This is a genomic window from Enterobacter sp. PL_is514 (assembly GCF_055816715.1).
In genome coordinates this window covers 240,856-260,980 of record NZ_JBVPGN010000035.1, presented here as the reverse complement: position 1 = coordinate 260,980, position 20,125 = coordinate 240,856, and the positions used below count along the sequence as shown (strand labels likewise).

The 20,125-nt window shown below is 59.7% G+C and carries 11 protein-coding genes; 8 read left to right on the top strand and 3 right to left on the bottom strand.

Annotated elements, in window-relative coordinates:
- The first annotated feature begins 5 nt into the window (after nt 1-5).
- The 3 genes from nirB to AC0TNG_RS20065 are packed head-to-tail and all read left to right on the top strand — an operon-like array spanning nt 6 to nt 7,968.
- Nucleotides 6-3,992: a nitrite reductase large subunit NirB gene (gene nirB, locus AC0TNG_RS20075; protein ID WP_473712697.1), complete on the top strand. Its 3,987-nt coding sequence runs from the start codon at nt 6-8 to the stop codon at nt 3,990-3,992.
- Entirely contained in the window at nt 3,989-6,514 is a 2,526-nt protein-coding gene (locus AC0TNG_RS20070; RefSeq protein ID WP_024907081.1) for a nitrate reductase, read from the top strand. The genes nirB and AC0TNG_RS20070 overlap by 4 nt, the downstream gene beginning before the upstream one ends.
- A 47-nt stretch (nt 6,515-6,561) precedes the next feature.
- Nucleotides 6,562-7,968, top strand: a complete 1,407-nt coding sequence (locus AC0TNG_RS20065; protein ID WP_050597743.1) for a YchO/YchP family invasin — start codon at nt 6,562-6,564, stop codon at nt 7,966-7,968.
- Nucleotides 7,969-7,971: 3 nt separating this feature from the next.
- Here AC0TNG_RS20065 and narL read toward each other — a convergent pair whose 3' ends face one another.
- Entirely contained in the window at nt 7,972-8,622 is a 651-nt protein-coding gene (gene narL / locus AC0TNG_RS20060; RefSeq protein WP_008499531.1) for a two-component system response regulator NarL, read from the bottom strand.
- Nucleotides 8,615-10,411 carry a nitrate/nitrite two-component system sensor histidine kinase NarX gene (gene narX, locus AC0TNG_RS20055; RefSeq protein ID WP_473712696.1) on the bottom strand — a complete coding sequence of 599 codons (1,797 nt, stop codon included), beginning with the start codon at nt 10,409-10,411 and terminating at the stop codon, nt 8,615-8,617. Before narX ends, narL begins: the two co-directional genes overlap by 8 nt.
- 309 nt (nt 10,412-10,720) lie before the next feature.
- On the opposite strand from narX, the gene AC0TNG_RS20050 reads away from it, so the two are divergent.
- The 5 genes from AC0TNG_RS20050 (at nt 10,721) to narI (ending at nt 19,158) form a co-directional block, all read left to right on the top strand.
- Nucleotides 10,721-12,118: a NarK family nitrate/nitrite MFS transporter gene (locus tag AC0TNG_RS20050; protein ID WP_048989619.1), complete on the top strand. Its 1,398-nt coding sequence runs from the start codon at nt 10,721-10,723 to the stop codon at nt 12,116-12,118.
- 380 nt (nt 12,119-12,498) lie between these two features.
- Nucleotides 12,499-16,242: a nitrate reductase subunit alpha gene (locus tag AC0TNG_RS20045; protein ID WP_069719045.1), complete on the top strand. Its 3,744-nt coding sequence runs from the start codon at nt 12,499-12,501 to the stop codon at nt 16,240-16,242.
- On the top strand, nt 16,239-17,774 hold the full coding sequence (gene narH / locus AC0TNG_RS20040; protein WP_024907086.1) for a nitrate reductase subunit beta: 1,536 nt from the start codon (nt 16,239-16,241) through the stop codon (nt 17,772-17,774). Before AC0TNG_RS20045 ends, narH begins: the two co-directional genes overlap by 4 nt.
- Nucleotides 17,771-18,481, top strand: coding sequence for a nitrate reductase molybdenum cofactor assembly chaperone (gene narJ, locus AC0TNG_RS20035; RefSeq protein ID WP_024907087.1), 711 nt, complete (start codon nt 17,771-17,773; stop codon nt 18,479-18,481). The genes narH and narJ overlap by 4 nt, the downstream gene beginning before the upstream one ends.
- The gene (gene narI, locus AC0TNG_RS20030) at nt 18,481-19,158 is read left to right on the top strand and encodes a respiratory nitrate reductase subunit gamma (protein WP_023312107.1); all 678 of its coding nucleotides are present in this window, start codon (nt 18,481-18,483) and stop codon (nt 19,156-19,158) included. Before narJ ends, narI begins: the two co-directional genes overlap by 1 nt.
- Here the strand turns inward: narI and AC0TNG_RS20025 are convergent.
- Nucleotides 19,155-20,051, bottom strand: coding sequence for a DMT family transporter (locus AC0TNG_RS20025; RefSeq protein WP_024907088.1), 897 nt, complete (start codon nt 20,049-20,051; stop codon nt 19,155-19,157). The genes narI and AC0TNG_RS20025 overlap by 4 nt on opposite strands.
- Nucleotides 20,052-20,125 lie beyond the last annotated feature (74 nt).

The following is a 20,125-nucleotide window of genomic DNA, read 5'->3' as shown; positions in this document are numbered from 1 at the left end:
CTTTGATGCGACTGGTCATTATCGGAAATGGCATGGCGGCCACGCGGCTGATTGCCTCGCTCACCGGGCGTGCTGCCGATCGTTTCGCAATTACCGTCATCGGCGACGAGCCGGAGCATGCCTATAACCGCATCCAGCTTTCGCCGGTGCTGGGCGGTGAAAAAACGGCGGCGGGCATCAGTCTTCAGAATGACGACTGGTACCAGGAACGGGGCGTGACGGTGCTGCGGGGCGAAAAGGCGCTCGCCGTGAATGTGGACACGCGGGAAGTGCAAACCACCGTCCGCACGCTGGGCTGGGATGCGCTGGTGTTTGCCACCGGATCAACGCCCTTTGTTCCGCCAATTCCCGGCTGCGATGCGCCGCATGTCTTCACGTTCCGTACCCTTGAGGATATCCGGGCCATAGGGGCGATCGCCGGTCCGGTGGTAGTGCTGGGCGGCGGCGTGCTCGGGGTTGAGACGGCGGCAGCGCTGGCGCGCTCAGGGGACAACGTCATCCTTGTTCATCGCGGTCTGTGGCTGATGGAGCAGCAACTGGATGAGCAGGCGGGCGTGCTGCTGGAAGAGGCGCTGGCGGCGCGGGGCGTGCGCTGTGAGCTCGCCTCTGGCATCGCGGCGATTGACGGGAATAGCGTGACGCTGCTGAACGGACGCAGCATCACCGCCGCGCGCGTGGTGCTGGCGACGGGCGTGCAGCCTAACGTCGTACTGGCGCAGGCCAGCGGCATTCGCTGCGCGCGCGGCATCGTGGTGGATCACCAAATGCAAACCTCCGTGCCGGACGTCTACGCCATTGGCGAATGCTGTGAAATTGACGACCAGACGTTTGGCCTGGTCGCCCCCTGTCTGGCGCAGGCGGATATCCTCGCCGCACGGCTGGCCGGAGACGTCACCGCGCCATTTGCCCTGACCGACAACGGCATGCGCCTCAAGGTGACCGGCGTGGAGTTGTTCAGCCTTGGTCGCGCGGCAGAGCAGAAGGGCGATGTGGTCTGGAGCGCATGGGATCCGCTGACCCGTCACTATCGTCGTTTACTGATCCATCAGGGGGCGCTGGCTGGCGTGCTGCTGATGGGGGACTGCCGCAGCGCGGCGACATTTACCGAATTACTGGCAACGGCTGCGCCCGCGCACGCGGACTGGCTGTTCGATCGTTTCACTACGCAACCGCAGGTTGCAGGACAGCACGCTATGACAAAACCTACTCTGGTGGTGGTTGGGCACGGTATGGTCGGCCATCATTTCCTCGAAGATTGCGTGAACCGCAATCTGCATCAGCAGTATCAGATCGTTGTCTTTGGCGAGGAGCGCTATGCCGCCTACGACCGCGTGCATCTGTCGGAATATTTTGGCGGCCGTAGCGCGGCGTCGCTTTCGCTGGTGGAAGGGGATTTCTTTGCCGACAACGGCATTGAGCTGCGCCTGTCGCAGCAGATTGTCGCTATCGATCGTGACGCGCGCGTGGTGCGTACCGCCAGCGGGCATGAGATCCACTGGGATAAACTGGTGCTGGCGACCGGGTCCTATCCGTTTGTCCCACCGGTGTCGGGCCACGATCTACCGGGCTGTTTTGTTTATCGCACGCTTGACGATCTGGACAAGATTGCGGCGCATGCGGCGGGCTCACGCCGGGGTGTAGTGATTGGCGGCGGGCTGCTGGGGCTGGAGGCGGCGAATGCCCTGAAGCAGCTCGGGCTGGAAACTCACGTGGTGGAGTTTGCGCCCAATCTGATGGCGGTCCAGCTCGACAACGACGGCGCGGCGATGCTGCGCAAGAAAATTGAGGCGCTAGGCGTCGGCGTTCACACCAGTAAAGCGACAACGGAGATCGCCACGGCGGACGGCGGGCTGGTGTTGCGCTTTGCCGATGGCGAACAGCTTGAAACAGACATGGTGGTCTTTTCTGCAGGCATTCGTCCGCAGGACGCGCTGGCGCGCAGCAGCGGGCTGGCTATCGGCGAGCGCGGCGGGATCGGCATTGACGACCGCTGTCAGACCTCCGATCCGGACGTGCTGGCCATTGGTGAATGCGCCCTGTGGGAAGGGAAAATCTTCGGGCTGGTTGCGCCCGGCTACCAGATGGCGCGGGTGGCCGCCGCCGCGCTGGCGGGAGAGGAGAACCTCTTCGCCGGCGCGGATATGAGCACCAAACTCAAGCTGCTGGGCGTGGACGTGGCCTCTTTCGGCGATGCTCACGGGCGCACGCCGGGGGCGCTGAGTTACCAGTGGACGCACGGCCCGCAGCAAATCTACAAGAAAATCGTGGTCAGCCACGACGGCAAAACGCTGCTCGGCGGCGTGCTGGTGGGTGATGCCAGTGAATACGCCACGCTGGTACAGATGATGCTCAACGGGATAGCCCTGCCAAAAGAGCCGGAAACGCTGATATTACCCGCGTCTTCAGGCAGTGCGCCAAAAGCGCTCGGCGTGGCAGCGCTGCCGGAAAGCGCACAAATCTGTTCGTGTCATAACGTCAGCAAAGGCGATATCTGTCAGGCGGTAAGTGCGGGCGCAACGGATATCGGCGCGATTAAGCAGTGCACCAAAGCGGCGACCGGTTGTGGAGGATGTAGCGCACTGGTGAAGCAGGTGATGGAGTTCCAGCTGGCGGCGCAGGGTGTGGAGGTGAAAAAGGACATCTGCGAACACTTCCCGTACTCGCGTCAGGAGATTTACCACCTCGTGCGCGTCAACCATATCCGCACCTTTGACCAGCTCATTAGCCGCTACGGTCAGGGACACGGGTGCGAAATTTGTAAGCCACTGGTGGGGTCAGTGCTCGCCTCCTGCTGGAACGAGTATCTGCTGAAACCGGCACACCTGCCGCTGCAGGACACCAACGACCGCTACTTCGCCAATATCCAGAAGGACGGTACTTACTCCATCGTACCGCGCATGCCTGCGGGGGAAGTGACCGCCGACGGGCTGATCGCCATCGGCCAGATTGCGAAACGCTACAGACTGTACAGCAAAATCACCGGCGGCCAGCGTATCGATCTGTTTGGCGCCACGCTCGAACAACTGCCGGAGATCTGGCAGGCGCTGGTGGAAGCCGGATTTGAAACCGGGCACGCCTACGGCAAATCCCTGCGCACGGTGAAATCCTGCGTCGGGTCGACCTGGTGTCGCTACGGCGTGCAGGACTCCACCGGCCTCGCAGTCAGGCTCGAGCACCGTTACAAAGGCCTGCGCGCACCGCACAAAATCAAAATGGCGGTCTCAGGGTGTACCCGCGAATGCGCCGAGGCGCAGAGTAAAGACGTGGGGGTGATTGCCACCGATAAGGGGTGGAACCTCTACCTGTGCGGCAACGGCGGCATGAAGCCTCGCCATGCGGATCTCTTCGCCAGCGATCTCGATGATGACACGCTGATCCGCACCGTCGATCGATTCCTGATGTTCTACATCCGCACGGCGGATCGCCTACAGCGCACCAGCACCTGGATGGACAACCTGGAAGGCGGTCTCGACTACCTTCGGGAGGTGATCCTCAACGATAGCCTGGGCATCGCCCACGAGCTGGAGCAGGAGATGGCCCGGGTGGTGGAGACCTACCAGTGCGAATGGCAAACCACGCTTAACGATCCGAACCGTCTGGCGCTGTTCCGCACGACGGTGAACGACATCACAGCGGATCAAGGTAAACGCTGGCAGGAAATCTGTGGCATCGACGATATCCCCGAGCAGGCGGGCATTGGCGCGCGGCTTGGGCGTAAGCCGATTGCGTTGTTCCGATTTGGCAAAACCGTCTATGCCCTTGACGACCGGGAGCCTGGCAGCAGCGCGAACGTGCTTTCCCGAGGCATTCTTGGCGATGCGGCGGGGGAGCCGGTGGTGATCTCTCCGCTCTACAAGCAGCGTATTCGCCTGCGCGACGGCTGTCAGGTGGAGAACGGCGAACCCGCGGTGCGCGCCTGGCCGGTCAAAATTGAGAACGGCAAGGTGTGGGTCGGTAATGATGCCCTGGTAATGCGTGCGGAGGCCTCATGACGGAAACCCGGACAACGTGTCCCTACTGCGGGGTAGGCTGCGGCGTGGTCGCCCGCGTGGACGGTGAAACGGTCAGCGTTCGGGGGGATGAAACCCATCCTGCGAACTTTGGCCGCTTGTGCGTGAAAGGATCGGCCCTGGGGGAAACAATGGGGTTACAGGGGCGATTGCTGCGCCCCGTTGTTGACGGTGCTGAGGTGGCCTGGGCGCAGGCGCTGGGAGCGGCAGGCGAGCGCCTCCAGGACATTATCGACAAATGGGGGCCGCAGGCGGTGGCGTTTTACGCGTCCGGGCAATTGCTTACCGAGGATTATTACGCCGCCAATAAGCTGATGAAAGGGTTTATCGGCGCGGCGAACATTGATACCAACTCCCGGCTCTGCATGTCATCGGCGGTCGTTGGCTACAAGCGCGCCTTTGGTGAAGATGTCGTGCCGTGCAGCTACGAGGATGTGGAAAACAGCGATCTGGTGGTGCTGGTGGGCTCAAACGCGGCCTGGACGCATCCGGTGCTGTATCAGCGCCTGGTACAGGCAAAGCACAACAATCCGGAGATGAAAGTGGTGGTCATCGATCCGCGCAGAACCGCCTCCTGTGATATTGCTGACCTGCATCTGGCGCTCACTCCCGGCAGCGACGCCGGGCTGTTCGTCGGTCTGCTCAATGTGATTCAGGGAACGGACGCGTGGCCGATATCCCGCGTGGCGGCGTTTTGCGGCCTCTCGCCGCAGGATATTGGTACGTTTTACGACTGGTTTATGACGGCGCCCAGGGCCATCACGCTCTACACCATGGGAATCAACCAGTCCTCCAGCGGCAGCGACAAATGCAGCGCCATCATTAACGTGCACCTTGCCAGCGGGAAATTTAACCGTCCGGGCTGCGGCCCGTTTTCGCTGACCGGACAGCCAAACGCAATGGGCGGAAGAGAGGTGGGCGGGCTGGCAAATCAGCTGGCGGCGCACATGAACTTTGAGCCGGACGATCTCTCGCGGGTGGCGCGTTTCTGGGGAACGGAACGGCTTGCGCAGACGCCGGGCTTGATGGCGGTGGAGCTGTTTGACGCCATTGCCCGCGGCGAGGTGAAGGCGGTGTGGATCATGGGCACCAATCCTGCCGTCTCGCTGCCGGACAGCCACGCGGTGTGTCAGGCGCTGGGGCGCTGCCCGCTGGTCATTGTCTCTGAGGTGATGAACGATACCGACACCAGCCGGTTTGCCCATATTCGCTTTCCGGCGCTGGCCTGGGGAGAGAAGGACGGTACGGTAACCAATTCCGAGCGACGCATTTCGCGCCAGCGCGCGTTTCTGCCCGCGCCCGGTGAGGCAAAGCCGGACTGGTGGATCGTCGCGCAGGTGGCGAAACGGCTGGGGCACGGCGACGCCTTTGCCTGGCAGCATCCCCACGAGATTTTTTGCGAGCATGCGGCGCTGACGGCCTTTGAAAATGACGGCGCGCGGGCCTTAAACCTTCACGACCTGGCTACGTTAACCCGTGAGGAGTGGGAGCGGCTTGAGCCCTGGCAGTGGCCTGGGGGGGATTTTCCGTGCCGAAACATTGTTCCCGTTGACCCACAGTCGCACGGTGCGACGGTCAGCGCGTTGTACCCGCTGATTCTCAACTCCGGGCGCATCCGCGATCAGTGGCATACCATGACGCGAACAGGATATGTGGCCAGACTCATGCAGCATATCACCGAACCCTTTGTTGAGGTTTGCCCCGCAGACGCCGTTCGGTTTTCCCTGTGCGGCGGCCAGCTGGCGCGCATCAGTTCGCCGCGCGGCGTCATGGTAGCAAGAGTGCGCATCAGCGACGCTCAGCGTGAAGGGAACGCTTTTGCCCCGATGCACTGGAACGCTGAGTTTGCCCGCCAGGGAAAGGTGAATGCACTGGTGGAAGGGCGCTGCGATCCGGTTTCGGGGCAGCCGGAGAGTAAACAAACCGCCGTCAGAATCCAGCCCTGGCAGCCCGCCTGGCAGGGAGAACTCTATGCCCGCGAAGGACTGGAAATGCCCTCTCCGGTTTACTGGTGGCGTAAAGCTTCACGCCTGACGGTGGCGTGCGATAAACCGCTGCTGTCGTGGGTAATGGAATACGCCAGCGGCCGGGGCTGGCAACTGCAGGTTGCTCAGGCCGGTGAACGCAGCAGCGTGCTGGCCTGGTATGAAGGCCAGCTTATGCTGGGTTTCTGGGAAGGTACCGCGTTACCGGCGCTGGCGCATACGGTGATTGAAGCCGCTTTTCATTCACCACCCGTGCTGCCCGCAGAACGCCACGCCCTGTTGAACGGGCAGAGCGTCGGGAGGGCGACGGATCCGGGACGCATTATCTGTAGCTGTTTCAGCGTCGGGGAAGAGGCGATACGGGAGGCGATTGCCGGAGGGTGTGATTCCGTCACCGCGCTGGGGGCTAAGCTGCGCTGTGGTACGAACTGTGGTTCCTGCGTGCCGGAGCTGAAAGGGCTGTTTCAGGATAATCCTGAAATGTCCGCCAGGACTGCATTTCAGGGCTTATCGCGTTAACATAATAAGAGTTTATTCATAAACACAGGTTCTTATTGACGACGTTGATGGCTGTATCGTCCCGCATTCGTTTGCTGTTTTTACTCCCCCTTCTTACGGCCGGAGCCGTTCACGGTGCGCCGAATTCCTTTATGCATCAGGCGCAGCACCCCTTTGATAATAACGGGGACAGTCTGCCCGACCTCGGCATGGCGGCGCCCACCGGCGAAGGGGAAAAACATCTGGCCGAAATGGCGAAAGCCTTCGGTGAAGCCAGCATGACCGACAACGGTCTGACGACCGGCGAGCAGGCGCGTCAGTTTGCCTTTGGTCAGGTGCGCGACGCGGTAAGCGGGGAAGTGAACCAGCAGATTGAGTCCTGGCTGTCGCCCTGGGGAAACGCCAGCGTGAACCTGCTGGTGGATAACGACGGCAAATTTAACGGCAGCAGCGGGAGCTGGTTTATCCCGTGGAATGATACTAACCGCTACCTGAGCTGGAGCCAGCTTGGCCTGACGCAGCAGGCGGATGGCCTGGTCAGCAATGCCGGAATCGGTCAGCGCTGGGTCGCCGGGAAGTGGCTGCTGGGCTACAACACCTTTTACGATAATCTTCTGGATGAAAATTTGCAGCGTGCCGGGCTGGGGGCGGAAGCGTGGGGGGAAAATCTGCGTCTGTCAGCCAACTATTATCAGCCCCTGGCAGGATGGCGCGAGCGCTCCGATGTCCAGGAGCAGCGCATGGCGCGTGGATATGACGTCACCGCTAAAGCCTGGCTGCCCTGGTTCCATCATCTGAATACCAGCGTTAGCTTCGAGCAATATTTTGGCGATAACGTCGACCTCTTCAACAGCGGAACCGGCTATCACAATCCTGTGGCGGTGAATCTGGGGCTTAACTATACCCCCGTTCCGTTGGTGACGCTGACCGCCGGGCACAAGCAGGGCGAAAGCGGCGAGAGCCAGAATAACCTCGGGCTGAAGCTCAACTATCGCTTTGGCGTGCCGCTGGCTAAGCAGCTTTCCGCCGGTGAAGTCGCCGCCACGCGTTCCCTGCGCGGAAGCCGCTATGACTCGCCGGAGCGCACCAGCCTGCCGGTTATGGAGTTCCGCCAGCGGAAAACGCTGTCCGTGTGGCTGGCCACGCCGCCGTGGGATCTGAAAGGAGGCGAGACCGTTATGCTGAAGCTACAGGTTCGCAGCACGAACGGTATTCGTCAGATCCACTGGCAGGGGGATACGCAGGCATTGAGCCTGACGTCACCGGCGAAAAGCAACAGCAGCGACGGCTGGAGCGTGATTATCCCTGCCTGGGATGACCGGGAAGGGGCGACAAACCGCTGGCACCTGTCGGCGGTAGTGGAAGATGAGAAAGGCCAGCGCGTCTCGTCCAATGAGATCACGCTTGCCGTGGTGCAGCCGCTGGTCGCATTGCCTGACGACGATCCGCGCTGGAAGCTGCTGCCGGATGAGTAGTCCTTAAAAAATGCGTTCCTGATGCACCCATACGGCGGCTTCAACGCGGGATTTTAGCTTCATTTTCTTCAGCATATGCTTCACGTGTACTTTGACCGTGCTTTCGGTGATGTCCAGACGGCGGGCGATCATTTTGTTCGGCAGCCCCTGGGCGATAAGCTTGAGAATATCGCGCTCGCGCGGGGTTAACTGGCTGACGTCACGGTCAGAGGTGGCGCGGTTGGCGCGCAGGCTGGCGGCCAGGACCGGCGTTAAGGCTTCGCTGAGCACCATTTCGCCCGCCGCCGCCTGCTGTAGCGCCTTAAGCAAGTCTTCCGGCTCCATATCCTTCAGCAGATAGCCATCCGCCCCGCGCTTCAGCGCTGTGACTACGTCCTCCTCATGGTTTGACACGCTAAAGACGACGATGCGCCCGGAAAGCGATTTTTCCCGCAGCTTGTCGAGGGTCTCCAGACCGTTCATGCCGGGCATATTCAGATCGAGCAGGATCAGATCGGGATCGAGGGATTCGGCAAGCTCAATGCCCTGTTCACCGTTGCTGGCTTCGCCCACCACGGTGATATCGGGTGCCATGCTGACCAGCTGTTTCACGCCAGTACGCAGCATCGGATGGTCGTCGATCAACAGGATGGATGCCGGTTCCTGATTAGTCATGGGTTTCTCCTTGAGCAGTTGTGAGCGGTTTCTCGGGAATAAAGGTGACGACAACTTCCGTGCCGCCCGTCTCTCTCCGGCGAACCTGGCAATCACCGCGCAGGCTTTGGGCGCGGTCTCGCATAATGATTAAACCATAATGGTTAGTGCGTTCGGCATTTTCCGGCACGCCGCGGCCGTTATCGTGAACCGTCAGTTTGACCTGATTATCGTGCTGGCTGACGGTGACCGTGACCGCCGTCGCGTCAGCGTGTTTAAGCACGTTGCTCAGCGCTTCGCGGGCGATCTGCAGTAAATGTATGGCCTGATGGGAGGGGACAAACCGCGGCGGCAGCTGGTAATCCAGCTTCACCGGGAACCCCAGCCGGGCGCTAAATTCGTGACAGCTGGATTCCAGCGCCGGGCGCAGGCCCGGCTCGGTCAGCTGCAGGCGGAAGGTGGTCAGCAGCTCGCGCAGCTGCACCCAGGAGGTGTTCAGCTCGTTGCGGATCTGGCTGAGCAGCTGCTTGTTGCTTTCGGGCATCTCCGCATCCTGCATCTGCAGGCAGCTCACCTGCATTTTCATACAGGAGAGCGACTGAGCGATAGAGTCGTGAAGCTCGCGGGCGATGGTCGCGCGCTCTTCCATGACGATCAGCTGCTGCTGCTTTTCCTGATGCCTGTCGAGCGCCAGCGTGGCCGTCAGCTGTTCAACCAGCGTATCCACCAGCTGCTGCTGGTCGTGGCTCAGGTGACGCCCGGCTGGCAGCGTTGCCAGCAGAATACCGTACTGAGTGTGGCTGTCGGTCAGGCGCCACTTCAGGGTGGTGCCGCCGGTCGTCAGCGGCGGCAGGCCGCGAGGGCAAAGATGGCAGCCTTTGTCATCGCAGGACATATCGGACTGGCAGGTGAATTCCTGGTGGTTATCTTCGTCTTCCACATCGTAGACCCGCAGCTCAAGGTCGTGAAGCAGAGTCAGATTTTGCAGGCCGTTCAGTACCGGCGAGAGACGTTCACATAGCGGTATCTGCATGTGCAGCCGACGGTTGGCCTGCCACAGGAAGGAGAGTATCTCGTTTTTCTGCTCCAGCCCGGCCGTTTTTTCCTGAACGCGCTGTTCAAGCACCGCGTAGCTCTCTGAGAGCTCTGCCGACATGGTATTAAGCGCCTGGCCGAGCATGGCCATCTCGTTGCGCCCGCTGATGTGCGTGCGCTGGGTAAAGTCGCGTGCGGTGACCGCGCGGGCCATGGCCAGCAGCTGTTTCCACGGGTTCAGCAGCCGCGCGCGGAGCCAGACGATGGTGAAGATCAGCAGCAGCCCCATAAACAGCGCCATGGCCCGGTGTACCATCACCACCCGGTCGATGCGTAATTCGGTGGTCTGGTCGAAAGCGGAGACCAGCGCATCAATGCGGGAGACGAACCCCGCCACGTCCTTTGCGACGGTTTCTGTGCTGCGCGCCTGTTTCAGCCCGGGCTGCAGCTGGGTGTGCCAGTAGCCCTGAAGAGCGTTAAGCTGGGACTGCTGACCGGCGCGGATAGCGGCGTTTTCCAGCTCGGGGCTGAAGACCGTGCGCTCCATTTCATCAATCAGGGGACGATCGTCCTGCGTCAGGGGAACCGATGCCAGCAGGCGATAGCTCTGCATGCGTAGCGAGCCTGCCTCGTTGATGGCATGCGCATTACCCTGTACTCCCTGTACCAGCCAGCCGGAGATCGCCATGCCGGTCACACCGATGGCGGTGGACAGCAAAACGATCAGGGCGAGCTGATTCACGAGCGTCAGCGGAGATAAACATCTTTTTAACATAGAGGTGGCGTGCTCCTGACGTGGCCTGCTTGCAGGAATGGCGCTATTCTGGTGCATACCCTGGAGTATACCCATACCAATAAAGGATTACCCCTAAATTGCCAACGGAGTAGGGGGAAGGAGGTGGGGGTAGCCAGGAACCGTCAGCACCGTGAAAAACCACGTCTTTTTTACCGAATTAGCCTACTCACTAAGGGTGAGGCCTTATTTTTTGCCGCAAATCCTCCCACTTTTCCTTTGATTTATATCAACTTACCGCCGCTCTAAAACCCTAATGTTTGCAGCATCATTCGAGAATCAGAGGTGTCTATGAGTCACTCATCCGCTCCCGAAAGGGAAAATGGTGCCGTTATTACAGACTGGCGTCCAGAGGATCCGGCGTTCTGGCAACAGCGCGGCCATCGTGTAGCAAGCCGGAATCTGTGGATTTCCGTGCCGTGTCTGTTATTAGCGTTTTGCGTATGGATGTTGTTTAGCGCGGTGGCGGTCAACCTGCCGAAAGTGGGTTTTACGTTTACCACCGATCAGCTATTCATGCTGACCGCGCTGCCGTCGCTGTCAGGCGCGCTGCTGCGTGTGCCTTACGCGTTTATGGTGCCGGTGTTTGGCGGTCGTCGCTGGACGGCGTTCAGTACAGGCATCATGATCGTTCCTTGTGTCTGGCTCGGATTCGCGGTGCAGGATACCTCTACGCCATTTAGCGTATTCGTGATTATCTCCCTGCTGTGCGGTTTTGCGGGTGCAAACTTCGCCTCCAGCATGGCGAACATCAGCTTCTTCTTCCCGAAAGCGAAGCAGGGCGGCGCGCTGGGGATTAACGGCGGTCTGGGGAATATGGGCGTGAGCGTGATGCAGCTCATTGCCCCGCTGGCGATCTCGGTCTCCATTTTTGCAGCCTTTGGCGGCGGTGGCGTTGAGCAGGCGGATGGTTCTTCCCTCTATCTGCAAAATGCAGCCTGGATCTGGGTACCGTTCCTCGTGGTCTTCACCCTCGCAGCCTGGTTCTTTATGAATGACCTGTCCGCGTCGAAGGCGTCGCTGAGCGAACAGCTGCCGGTGCTGAAGCGTGGACACCTCTGGGTGATGGCGCTGCTGTATCTGGCCACCTTCGGTTCGTTTATCGGCTTCTCAGCGGGCTTCGCAATGCTGTCGAAAACGCAGTTCCCGGAGATTCAGATCCTGCACTTTGCCTTCTTCGGGCCGTTTATTGGTGCCCTGGCACGTTCGCTGGGTGGCATGGTATCTGACCGCCTGGGCGGTACCCGCGTGACGCTGGTTAACTTTGTCGTGATGGCTGTCTTCTGTGCGCTGCTGTTCCTCACGCTGCCAGCCGACGGGCAGGGCGGTAACTTCATCGCCTTCTTCGGCGTGTTTATGGTGTTGTTCCTTACGGCCGGGCTGGGGAGTGCGTCCACCTTCCAGATGATCTCCGTGATCTTCCGTAAGCTGACCATGGACCGCGTAAAAGCACAGGGCGGGAGCGAAGAGCAGGCCATGCGCGAAGCGGCGACGGATACGGCTGCGGCGCTGGGCTTTATCTCTGCCATCGGCGCGATTGGCGGCTTCTTTATCCCGAAAGCGTTCGGTATCTCTCTGGACCTGACCGGCTCTCCGGCCGGTGCCATGAAAGTCTTCCTCGTCTTCTATATCGCCTGCGTTGTGATTACGTGGCTGGTATATGGCCGTAATACCAAGAAAAATAAGTAAGTATGATTATCCGTTTACGCGGCCTTCGGGCCGCGTTTTTTTTGGCGTCAAAATAGTTACAACATACTGGTTGCCATGCAGAGGAAATCCGCAGGCAGCATTGTGATCGCCATCGCTTTACAGGGCGCTCTACCCCTTAATACCTGAGAGGTTAAATTTTGCCTGGCGGTTTGTACGATAAAATAAAAATAACGATATATTTCATGTGGATATGAAGTTTCAAAAGATACCGCTTTGGTGGTATTCGGTGTAACCCCTCGCCTGAAAGTCCCTCGTCGTCTTGATCGTTATCAATTCTCCCCCTCTTTCAGGGCGTTACCTTCGCTGCAAATCAGCAATGTCGATTTAGAGAGCCACAGGCTCCATACAGGAGATACCCGATGAGCAAATTTTTGGACCGGTTTCGCTACTTCAAGCAGAAGGGCGAAACGTTTGCCGATGGGCACGGCCAGGTTCTGGATACCAACCGGGACTGGGAAGACGGTTACCGCCAGCGCTGGCAACATGACAAAGTCGTCCGTTCGACCCACGGCGTGAACTGCACCGGCTCATGTAGCTGGAAGATTTTCGTTAAGAACGGTCTGGTGACCTGGGAAATGCAGCAGACCGACTACCCGCGCACCCGCCCGGATATGCCGAACCACGAACCGCGCGGCTGCCCGCGTGGCGCCAGCTACTCCTGGTATCTCTACAGCGCGAACCGTCTGAAATACCCCCTGATGCGCAAGCGCCTGATGAAAATGTGGCGTGAAGCGAAAGTGCAACACAGCGATCCGGTGGATGCCTGGGCCTCTATCATTGAAGACGCGGATAAAGCGAAAAGCTTCAAGCAGGCTCGCGGCCGCGGCGGCTTTGTACGTTCCTCCTGGAAAGAGGTGAACGAGCTGATTGCCGCCTCCAACGTCTACACCGTGAAAACCTACGGTCCTGACCGCGTGGCGGGCTTCTCGCCGATCCCGGCGATGTCGATGGTCTCTTATGCCTCCGGCGCGCGCTATCTCTCCTTAATCGGCGGTACCTGCCTGAGCTTCTACGACTGGTACTGCGACCTGCCGCCGGCGTCTCCGCAGACCTGGGGCGAGCAGACCGACGTGCCGGAATCCGCGGACTGGTACAACTCCAGCTACATCATTGCCTGGGGCTCTAACGTGCCGCAGACCCGTACGCCGGACGCGCACTTCTTTACCGAAGTCCGTTATAAAGGCACCAAAACCGTGGCGGTGACCCCGGACTACGCCGAAATCGCCAAGTTGTGCGATCTGTGGCTGGCACCGAAGCAGGGTACCGATGCGGCGATGGCGATGGCGATGGGCCACGTCATGCTGCGCGAGTTCCACCTGGATAAACCAAGCCAGTACTTCACCGACTACGTCCGTCGCTACACCGACATGCCGATGCTGGTGATGCTGGAAGAGCGTGACGGCTACTACGCAGCAGGCCGTACGCTGCGCGCCGCCGATCTGGTGGACGCGCTGGGCCAGGAAAATAACCCAGAGTGGAAAACCGTTGCCTATAACAGCAACGGCGAGCTGGTGGCGCCAAACGGCTCTATCGGCTTCCGCTGGGGCGAGAAGGGCAAGTGGAACCTTGAGCAGCGTAACGGCACGACCGGCGAAGAGACGGAGCTGCGCCTGAGCATGCTGGGTAGCCAGGACGAGATCGCCGAGGTGGGCTTCCCGTACTTCGGCGGTGAAGGTTCCGAGCACTTCAACAAGGTTGAACTGAAAAACGTACTGATGCACAAGCTGCCGGTGAAACGCCTGCAGCTGGCGGACGGGTCTACCGCTCTGGTCACCACCGTCTATGACCTGACCATGGCGAACTACGGCCTGGAACGTGGTCTGGGCGATGAAAACTGCGCCACCGGCTATGACGACGTGAAGGCTTATACCCCGGCATGGGCAGAGCAGATCACCGGCGTTCCACGCGCGCAGATCGTGCGTATCGCCCGCGAGTTTGCGGAAAACGCCGACAAGACTCACGGTCGTTCCATGATCATCGTCGGTGCGGGTCTGAACCACTGGTATCACCTCGATATGAACTACCGTGGCCTAATCAACATGCTGATCTTCTGCGGCTGCGTCGGCCAGAGCGGCGGCGGCTGGGCGCACTACGTGGGCCAGGAAAAACTGCGTCCGCAGACCGGCTGGCAGCCGCTGGCGTTTGCCCTCGACTGGCAGCGCCCGGCACGCCACATGAACAGCACCTCGTACTTCTATAACCACTCCAGCCAGTGGCGCTACGAGACGGTCACCGCGCAGGAGCTGCTGTCGCCGATGGCGGATAAATCCCGCTACAGCGGCCATCTGATTGACTTCAACGTGCGTGCCGAGCGCATGGGCTGGCTGCCGTCGGCACCGCAGCTGGGCACGAACCCGCTGCGCATTGCGGAAGCGGCGAAGCAGGCGGGCATGTCACCGGTGGATTACACCGTGAAATCCCTGAAGGATGGCTCAATTCGCTTCGCGGCGGAACAGCCGGAGAACGGTAAAAACCATCCGCGTAACCTGTTTATCTGGCGCTCCAACCTGCTGGGCTCGTCCGGTAAAGGCCACGAGTACATGCTGAAATACCTGCTCGGTACCGAAAACGGTATCCAGGGGAAAGATCTCGGCAAGCAGGGCGGCGTGAAGCCGGAAGAGGTGGAGTGGAAAGACAACGGTCTCGACGGCAAGCTGGATCTGGTGGTCACCCTCGACTTCCGCCTGTCCAGCACCTGCCTGTACTCCGACATCGTGCTGCCTACCGCCACCTGGTACGAAAAAGACGACATGAATACCTCGGATATGCATCCGTTTATTCATCCGCTGTCTGCGGCCGTTGACCCGGCGTGGGAATCGAAAAGCGACTGGGAAATCTACAAAGACATCGCGAAGACATTCTCAGAAGTCTGCGTGGGGCACCTGGGCAAAGAGACTGACGTGGTGACGCTGCCCATCCAGCACGACTCCGCCGCCGAACTGGCGCAGCCGCTGGACGTGAAGGACTGGAAAAAAGGCGAGTGCGACCTGATCCCGGGCGTGACCGCGCCGCACATTATTCCGGTTGAACGCGACTACCCGGCAACCTACGAGCGCTTTACCTCTATCGGCCCGCTGATGGAGAAAATCGGTAACGGCGGGAAAGGGATCGCCTGGAACACCCAGAGCGAAATGGACCTGCTGCGCAAGCTTAACTACACCAAAGCGGACGGCCCGGCCAAAGGCCAGCCAATGCTCAACACGGCGATTGATGCAGCAGAGATGATCCTGACTCTGGCCCCGGAAACCAACGGCCACGTGGCGGTGAAGGCCTGGGCGGCCCTGAGCGAGTTCACCGGTCGCGACCATACGCACCTGGCGACGAATAAAGAGGAAGAGAAAATCCGCTTCCGCGATATTCAGGCCCAGCCGCGCAAGATTATCTCCAGCCCGACCTGGTCAGGCCTGGAAGACGAGCATGTGTCTTATAACGCGGGCTACACCAACGTTCACGAGCTGATCCCATGGCGCACCCTGTCAGGCCGCCAGTCGCTGTATCAGGATCACCAGTGGATGCGCGACTTCGGTGAAAGCCTGCTGGTGTACCGTCCGCCAATCGACACCCGCTCCGTGAAAGCCGTGATGGGGGCGAAATCGAACGGTAACCCTGAGAAGGCGCTGAACTTCCTGACGCCGCACCAGAAGTGGGGTATTCACTCCACCTACAGCGACAACCTGCTGATGCTGACCCTGTCGCGCGGCGGTCCGATTGTCTGGATGAGCGAAACGGATGCCAAAGATCTGGGTATTGAAGATAACGACTGGATCGAAGTGTTCAACAGTAACGGTGCCCTGACGGCGCGTGCGGTGGTGAGCCAGCGCGTACCGGCCGGGATGACCATGATGTACCACGCGCAGGAACGTATCGTTAACCTGCCGGGGTCAGAGATCACCGAGCAGCGCGGCGGGATCCACAACTCCGTGACCCGCATTACGCCGAAGCCGACCCACATGATCGGTGGCTATGCGCAGCTGGCCTACGGCTTTAACTACTACGGCACCGTAGGATCGAACCGCGATGAGTTCGTGGTGGTACGTAAGATGAAGAATATTAACTGGTTAGACGGCGAAGGTAATGACCAGGTACAGGAGAGCGTAAAATGAAAATTCGTTCACAAGTCGGCATGGTGCTGAATCTGGATAAATGCATTGGCTGCCATACCTGCTCGGTCACCTGTAAAAACGTCTGGACTAGCCGTGAAGGGATGGAATACGCCTGGTTCAATAACGTGGAAAGCAAGCCGGGCACCGGCTTCCCTACCGACTGGGAAAACCAGGAGAAGTGGAAGGGCGGCTGGATCCGCAAAATCAACGGCAAGCTGCAGCCGCGTATGGGTAACCGCGCTTGGCTTCTGGGAAAAATCTTCGCTAACCCGCACCTGCCGGGCATCGACGATTACTACGAGCCGTTTGATTACGACTACCAGAACCTGCACAACGCGCCGGAAGGCAAACACCAGCCGATCGCCCGTCCTCGCTCGCTGATTACCGGCCAGCGCATGGACAAAATTACCAGCGGTCCAAACTGGGAAGAGATTCTGGGCGGCGAGTTCGAGAAACGCGCCAAAGACCAGAACTTCGAGAACATGCAGAAGGCGATGTACGGCCAGTTCGAAAATACCTTCATGATGTATCTGCCGCGCCTGTGCGAGCACTGCCTCAACCCGGCGTGCGTGGCGACCTGCCCGAGCGGCGCCATCTACAAGCGTGAAGAAGACGGCATCGTGCTGATCGACCAGGACAAGTGCCGCGGCTGGCGTATGTGCATCACCGGCTGTCCGTACAAAAAGATCTACTTCAACTGGAAGAGCGGCAAATCCGAGAAGTGCATCTTCTGCTATCCGCGTATTGAAGCCGGGATGCCAACCGTCTGCTCCGAAAGCTGCGTAGGCCGTATTCGCTACCTCGGCGTGCTGCTGTACGACGCGGACGCGATTGAAAACGCAGCCAGCACCGAGCACGAGAAAGATCTCTATCAGCGTCAGCTGGACGTGTTCCTCGATCCGAACGATCCGAAGGTGATTGAGCAGGCGCTGAAGGACGGCATCCCGCAGAGCGTGATTGACGCCGCGCAGCAGTCGCCGGTGTACAAAATGGCGATGGACTGGAAGCTGGCCCTGCCGCTGCATCCGGAATACCGCACCCTGCCGATGGTCTGGTACGTGCCGCCGCTGTCGCCGATTCAGTCTGCGGCTGACGCGGGCGAACTAGGCAGCAACGGCATCCTGCCGGACGTGGAGAGCCTGCGTATCCCGGTTCAGTATCTGGCAAACCTGCTGACCGCAGGCGATACCCAGCCGGTCCTGCTGGCGCTGAAGCGTATGCTGGCGATGCGCCACTTCAAGCGTGCCGAAACTGTGGATGGCGTAACCGATACCCGCGCGCTGGAAGAGGTCGGTCTGACCGAAGCGCAGGCGCAGGAGATGTACCGCTATCTGGCGATCGCTAACTACGAAGACCGTTTCGTGGTGCCGAGCAGCCACCGTGAGCTGGCCCGCGAAGCCTTCCCGGAAAAAAATGGCTGCGGCTTTACCTTTGGCGACGGTTGCCACGGGTCAGACAGCAAATTCAATCTGTTCAACAGCCGCCGCATTGATGCCATGGATGTGACCAGCAAAACGGAGCCGCACCAATGATTGAACTCGTCATTGTTTCGCGTCTGCTCGAGTATCCGGATGCTGCGCTTGCGCAGCATCAGCAGGAACTCTTTGATGCACTCGCGTCATCTGAAAACCTGGATAAGGACGATGCCCAGAAGCTGGGTGTTTTCCTCCGTGACCTGCTGGCGCGCGACCTTCTGGATGCCCAGTCGGACTACAGCCAGCTGTTTGACCGTGGTCGTGCAACGTCCCTGCTGCTGTTTGAACACGTTCACGGTGAGTCCCGCGACCGCGGTCAGGCGATGGTGGATCTGATGGCCCAGTATGAACAGCACGGCCTGCAGCTCGACAGCCGCGAGCTGCCGGATCATCTGCCGCTGTATCTGGAGTACCTCGCGCAGCTGCCGAAAGAAGAGGCGCTGGGCGGTCTGCAGGACATCGCGCCGATCCTGGCGCTGCTCGGCGCGCGTCTTCAGCAGCGCGAGAGCCGCTATGCGGTTCTGTTCGATCTGCTGGTGAAGCTGGCCAACACCGCGGTCGACAGTGAAAAAGTGGCGGAGAAAATTGCGGATGAAGCCCGCGATGATACGCCACAAGCGCTGGATGCGGTCTGGGAAGAAGAGCAGGTGAAATTCTTTGCTGACCAGAACTGCGGCGAGTCTGAAATCTCCGCTCACCAGCGTCGTTTTGCCGGCGCGGTTGCCCCGCAATATTTGAATATCTCTAACGGAGGACGGCACTAATGCACTTCCTGAATATGTTCTTCTTTGACATTTACCCGTATATCGCGGGCACCGTATTCCTGGTGGGAAGCTGGCTGCGTTATGACTACGGTCAGTACACCTGGCGTGCTGCCTCCAGCCAGATGCTGGATCGTAAGGGAATGCATGTGGGCTCTAACCTGTTCCACATCGGTATTCTGGGGATTTTTGCCGGTCACTTCCTGGGAATGCTGACGCCGCACTGGATGTATGAAGCGTGGCTACCGATTGAGGTGAAGCAGAAGATGGCGATGATCGCGGGCGGTGCCTGCGGGGTGATGACTCTGGTCGGTGGCCTGCTGCTGCTGAAACGTCGTCTGTTCAGCCCGCGCGTGCGTGCGACCACGACTGCAGCGGACATCCTGATCCTCTCCCTGCTGATGGTGCAGTGTGCGCTGGGTCTGTTGACCATTCCATTCTCGGCGCAGCATATGGACGGGAGCGAAATGATGAAGCTGGTGGGCTGGGCACAGTCCGTGGTGACCTTCCACGGCGGAGCCTCCGCGCACCTGGACGGCGTGGCCTTTATCTTCCGCGTTCACCTGGTGCTGGGGATGACGCTGTTTGTGCTGTTCCCGTTCTCTCGTCTGGTGCATATCTGGAGCGCGCCGGTGGAGTACCTGACGCGCAAATACCAGATAGTACGCGCCCGTCGCTAATTTGCCGTTTTGATACCAACCCCGCACTCGCGGGGTTTTTTTTCGCACCAGCCCAGGTTGTTCCCAGCGGCAGCAAACAGGATCAGCGCGCCGCCCGCCAGCTGCGTCAGATTCAGCGCGTGCCCGAACACCAGATTATCAACAACAATTGCCACCACCGGATAGATAAACGACAGGGAGCCGGTAATGGGCGTAGGCAGCTTCTGAATCGCGCTGTAGAGCAGCTGGTACATAATGCCGGTATGGACAATGCCCAGCGTCAGCAGGATCGGCCAGGGGAAATCACCGGAAAATGACGGCAGGCTGGCAAACGGCAAAAGCATCACGACGCCCGTCAGTACCTGGATAAAGGCAATATGCTGCGGCGCAACGGATCTGAGCTTGCGGGCAATAATGGCCGTGACCGCATAGAAGAAGGCCGCGGCCATCGCCAGACCGATTCCGGCGAGCCATTCACCGCCATGCGCGCCGGTCAGCTCGCTGGAGAGCAGTATCACCACGCCGCCAAAGGCGAGGAACAGCCAGCCCCATTTCACCAGGCTGACGCGTTCACCTAAAAACATCCCCATCAGTACCAGCATAAACGGCTGGGTGTTATACACCACGGTAGAAAGACCAATAGAGATCCGCTCATAGGCGGCGAAGAGCAGCAGCCAGTTCACCACTAATGCCGCGCCGCCGAGAATAGCCAGCAGCAGCGTGGTGCGGGTGAGGGGACTGAAGGGCTTTTGACTTACCCGGATAAAAATAAAAAGCGCCATAGCTCCGATAAGACAGCGCCAGAACACCACTTCCGTCACCGGCAGACCGGAGAGCAAAACAAACGCGCCGATAGAGCCGGAAATTAACATCGCCAGGCTCATTTGCCAGACGCCTTTATGTAAATCACGCATCATCCACCTCCTGATTAATGACGCTATTGTCGAAAATCGCTATCGGGTTTTACAGGGGTGATATAAGGTTGAAT

Bases quoted from the DNA above. Each gene is read 5' to 3' on its own strand.
- nirB (WP_473712697.1), top strand. From the start codon at position 6: ATGCGACTGGTCATTATCGGAAATGGCATGGCGGCCACGCGGCTGATT.
- AC0TNG_RS20070 (WP_024907081.1), top strand. From the start codon at position 3,989: ATGACGGAAACCCGGACAACGTGTCCCTACTGCGGGGTAGGCTGCGGC.
- AC0TNG_RS20065 (WP_050597743.1), top strand. From the start codon at position 6,562: ATGGCTGTATCGTCCCGCATTCGTTTGCTGTTTTTACTCCCCCTTCTT.
- narL (WP_008499531.1), bottom strand. From the start codon at position 8,622: ATGACTAATCAGGAACCGGCATCCATCCTGTTGATCGACGACCATCCG.
- narX (WP_473712696.1), bottom strand. From the start codon at position 10,411: ATGTTAAAAAGATGTTTATCTCCGCTGACGCTCGTGAATCAGCTCGCC.
- AC0TNG_RS20050 (WP_048989619.1), top strand. From the start codon at position 10,721: ATGAGTCACTCATCCGCTCCCGAAAGGGAAAATGGTGCCGTTATTACA.
- AC0TNG_RS20045 (WP_069719045.1), top strand. From the start codon at position 12,499: ATGAGCAAATTTTTGGACCGGTTTCGCTACTTCAAGCAGAAGGGCGAA.
- narH (WP_024907086.1), top strand. From the start codon at position 16,239: ATGAAAATTCGTTCACAAGTCGGCATGGTGCTGAATCTGGATAAATGC.
- narJ (WP_024907087.1), top strand. From the start codon at position 17,771: ATGATTGAACTCGTCATTGTTTCGCGTCTGCTCGAGTATCCGGATGCT.
- narI (WP_023312107.1), top strand. From the start codon at position 18,481: ATGCACTTCCTGAATATGTTCTTCTTTGACATTTACCCGTATATCGCG.
- AC0TNG_RS20025 (WP_024907088.1), bottom strand. From the start codon at position 20,051: ATGCGTGATTTACATAAAGGCGTCTGGCAAATGAGCCTGGCGATGTTA.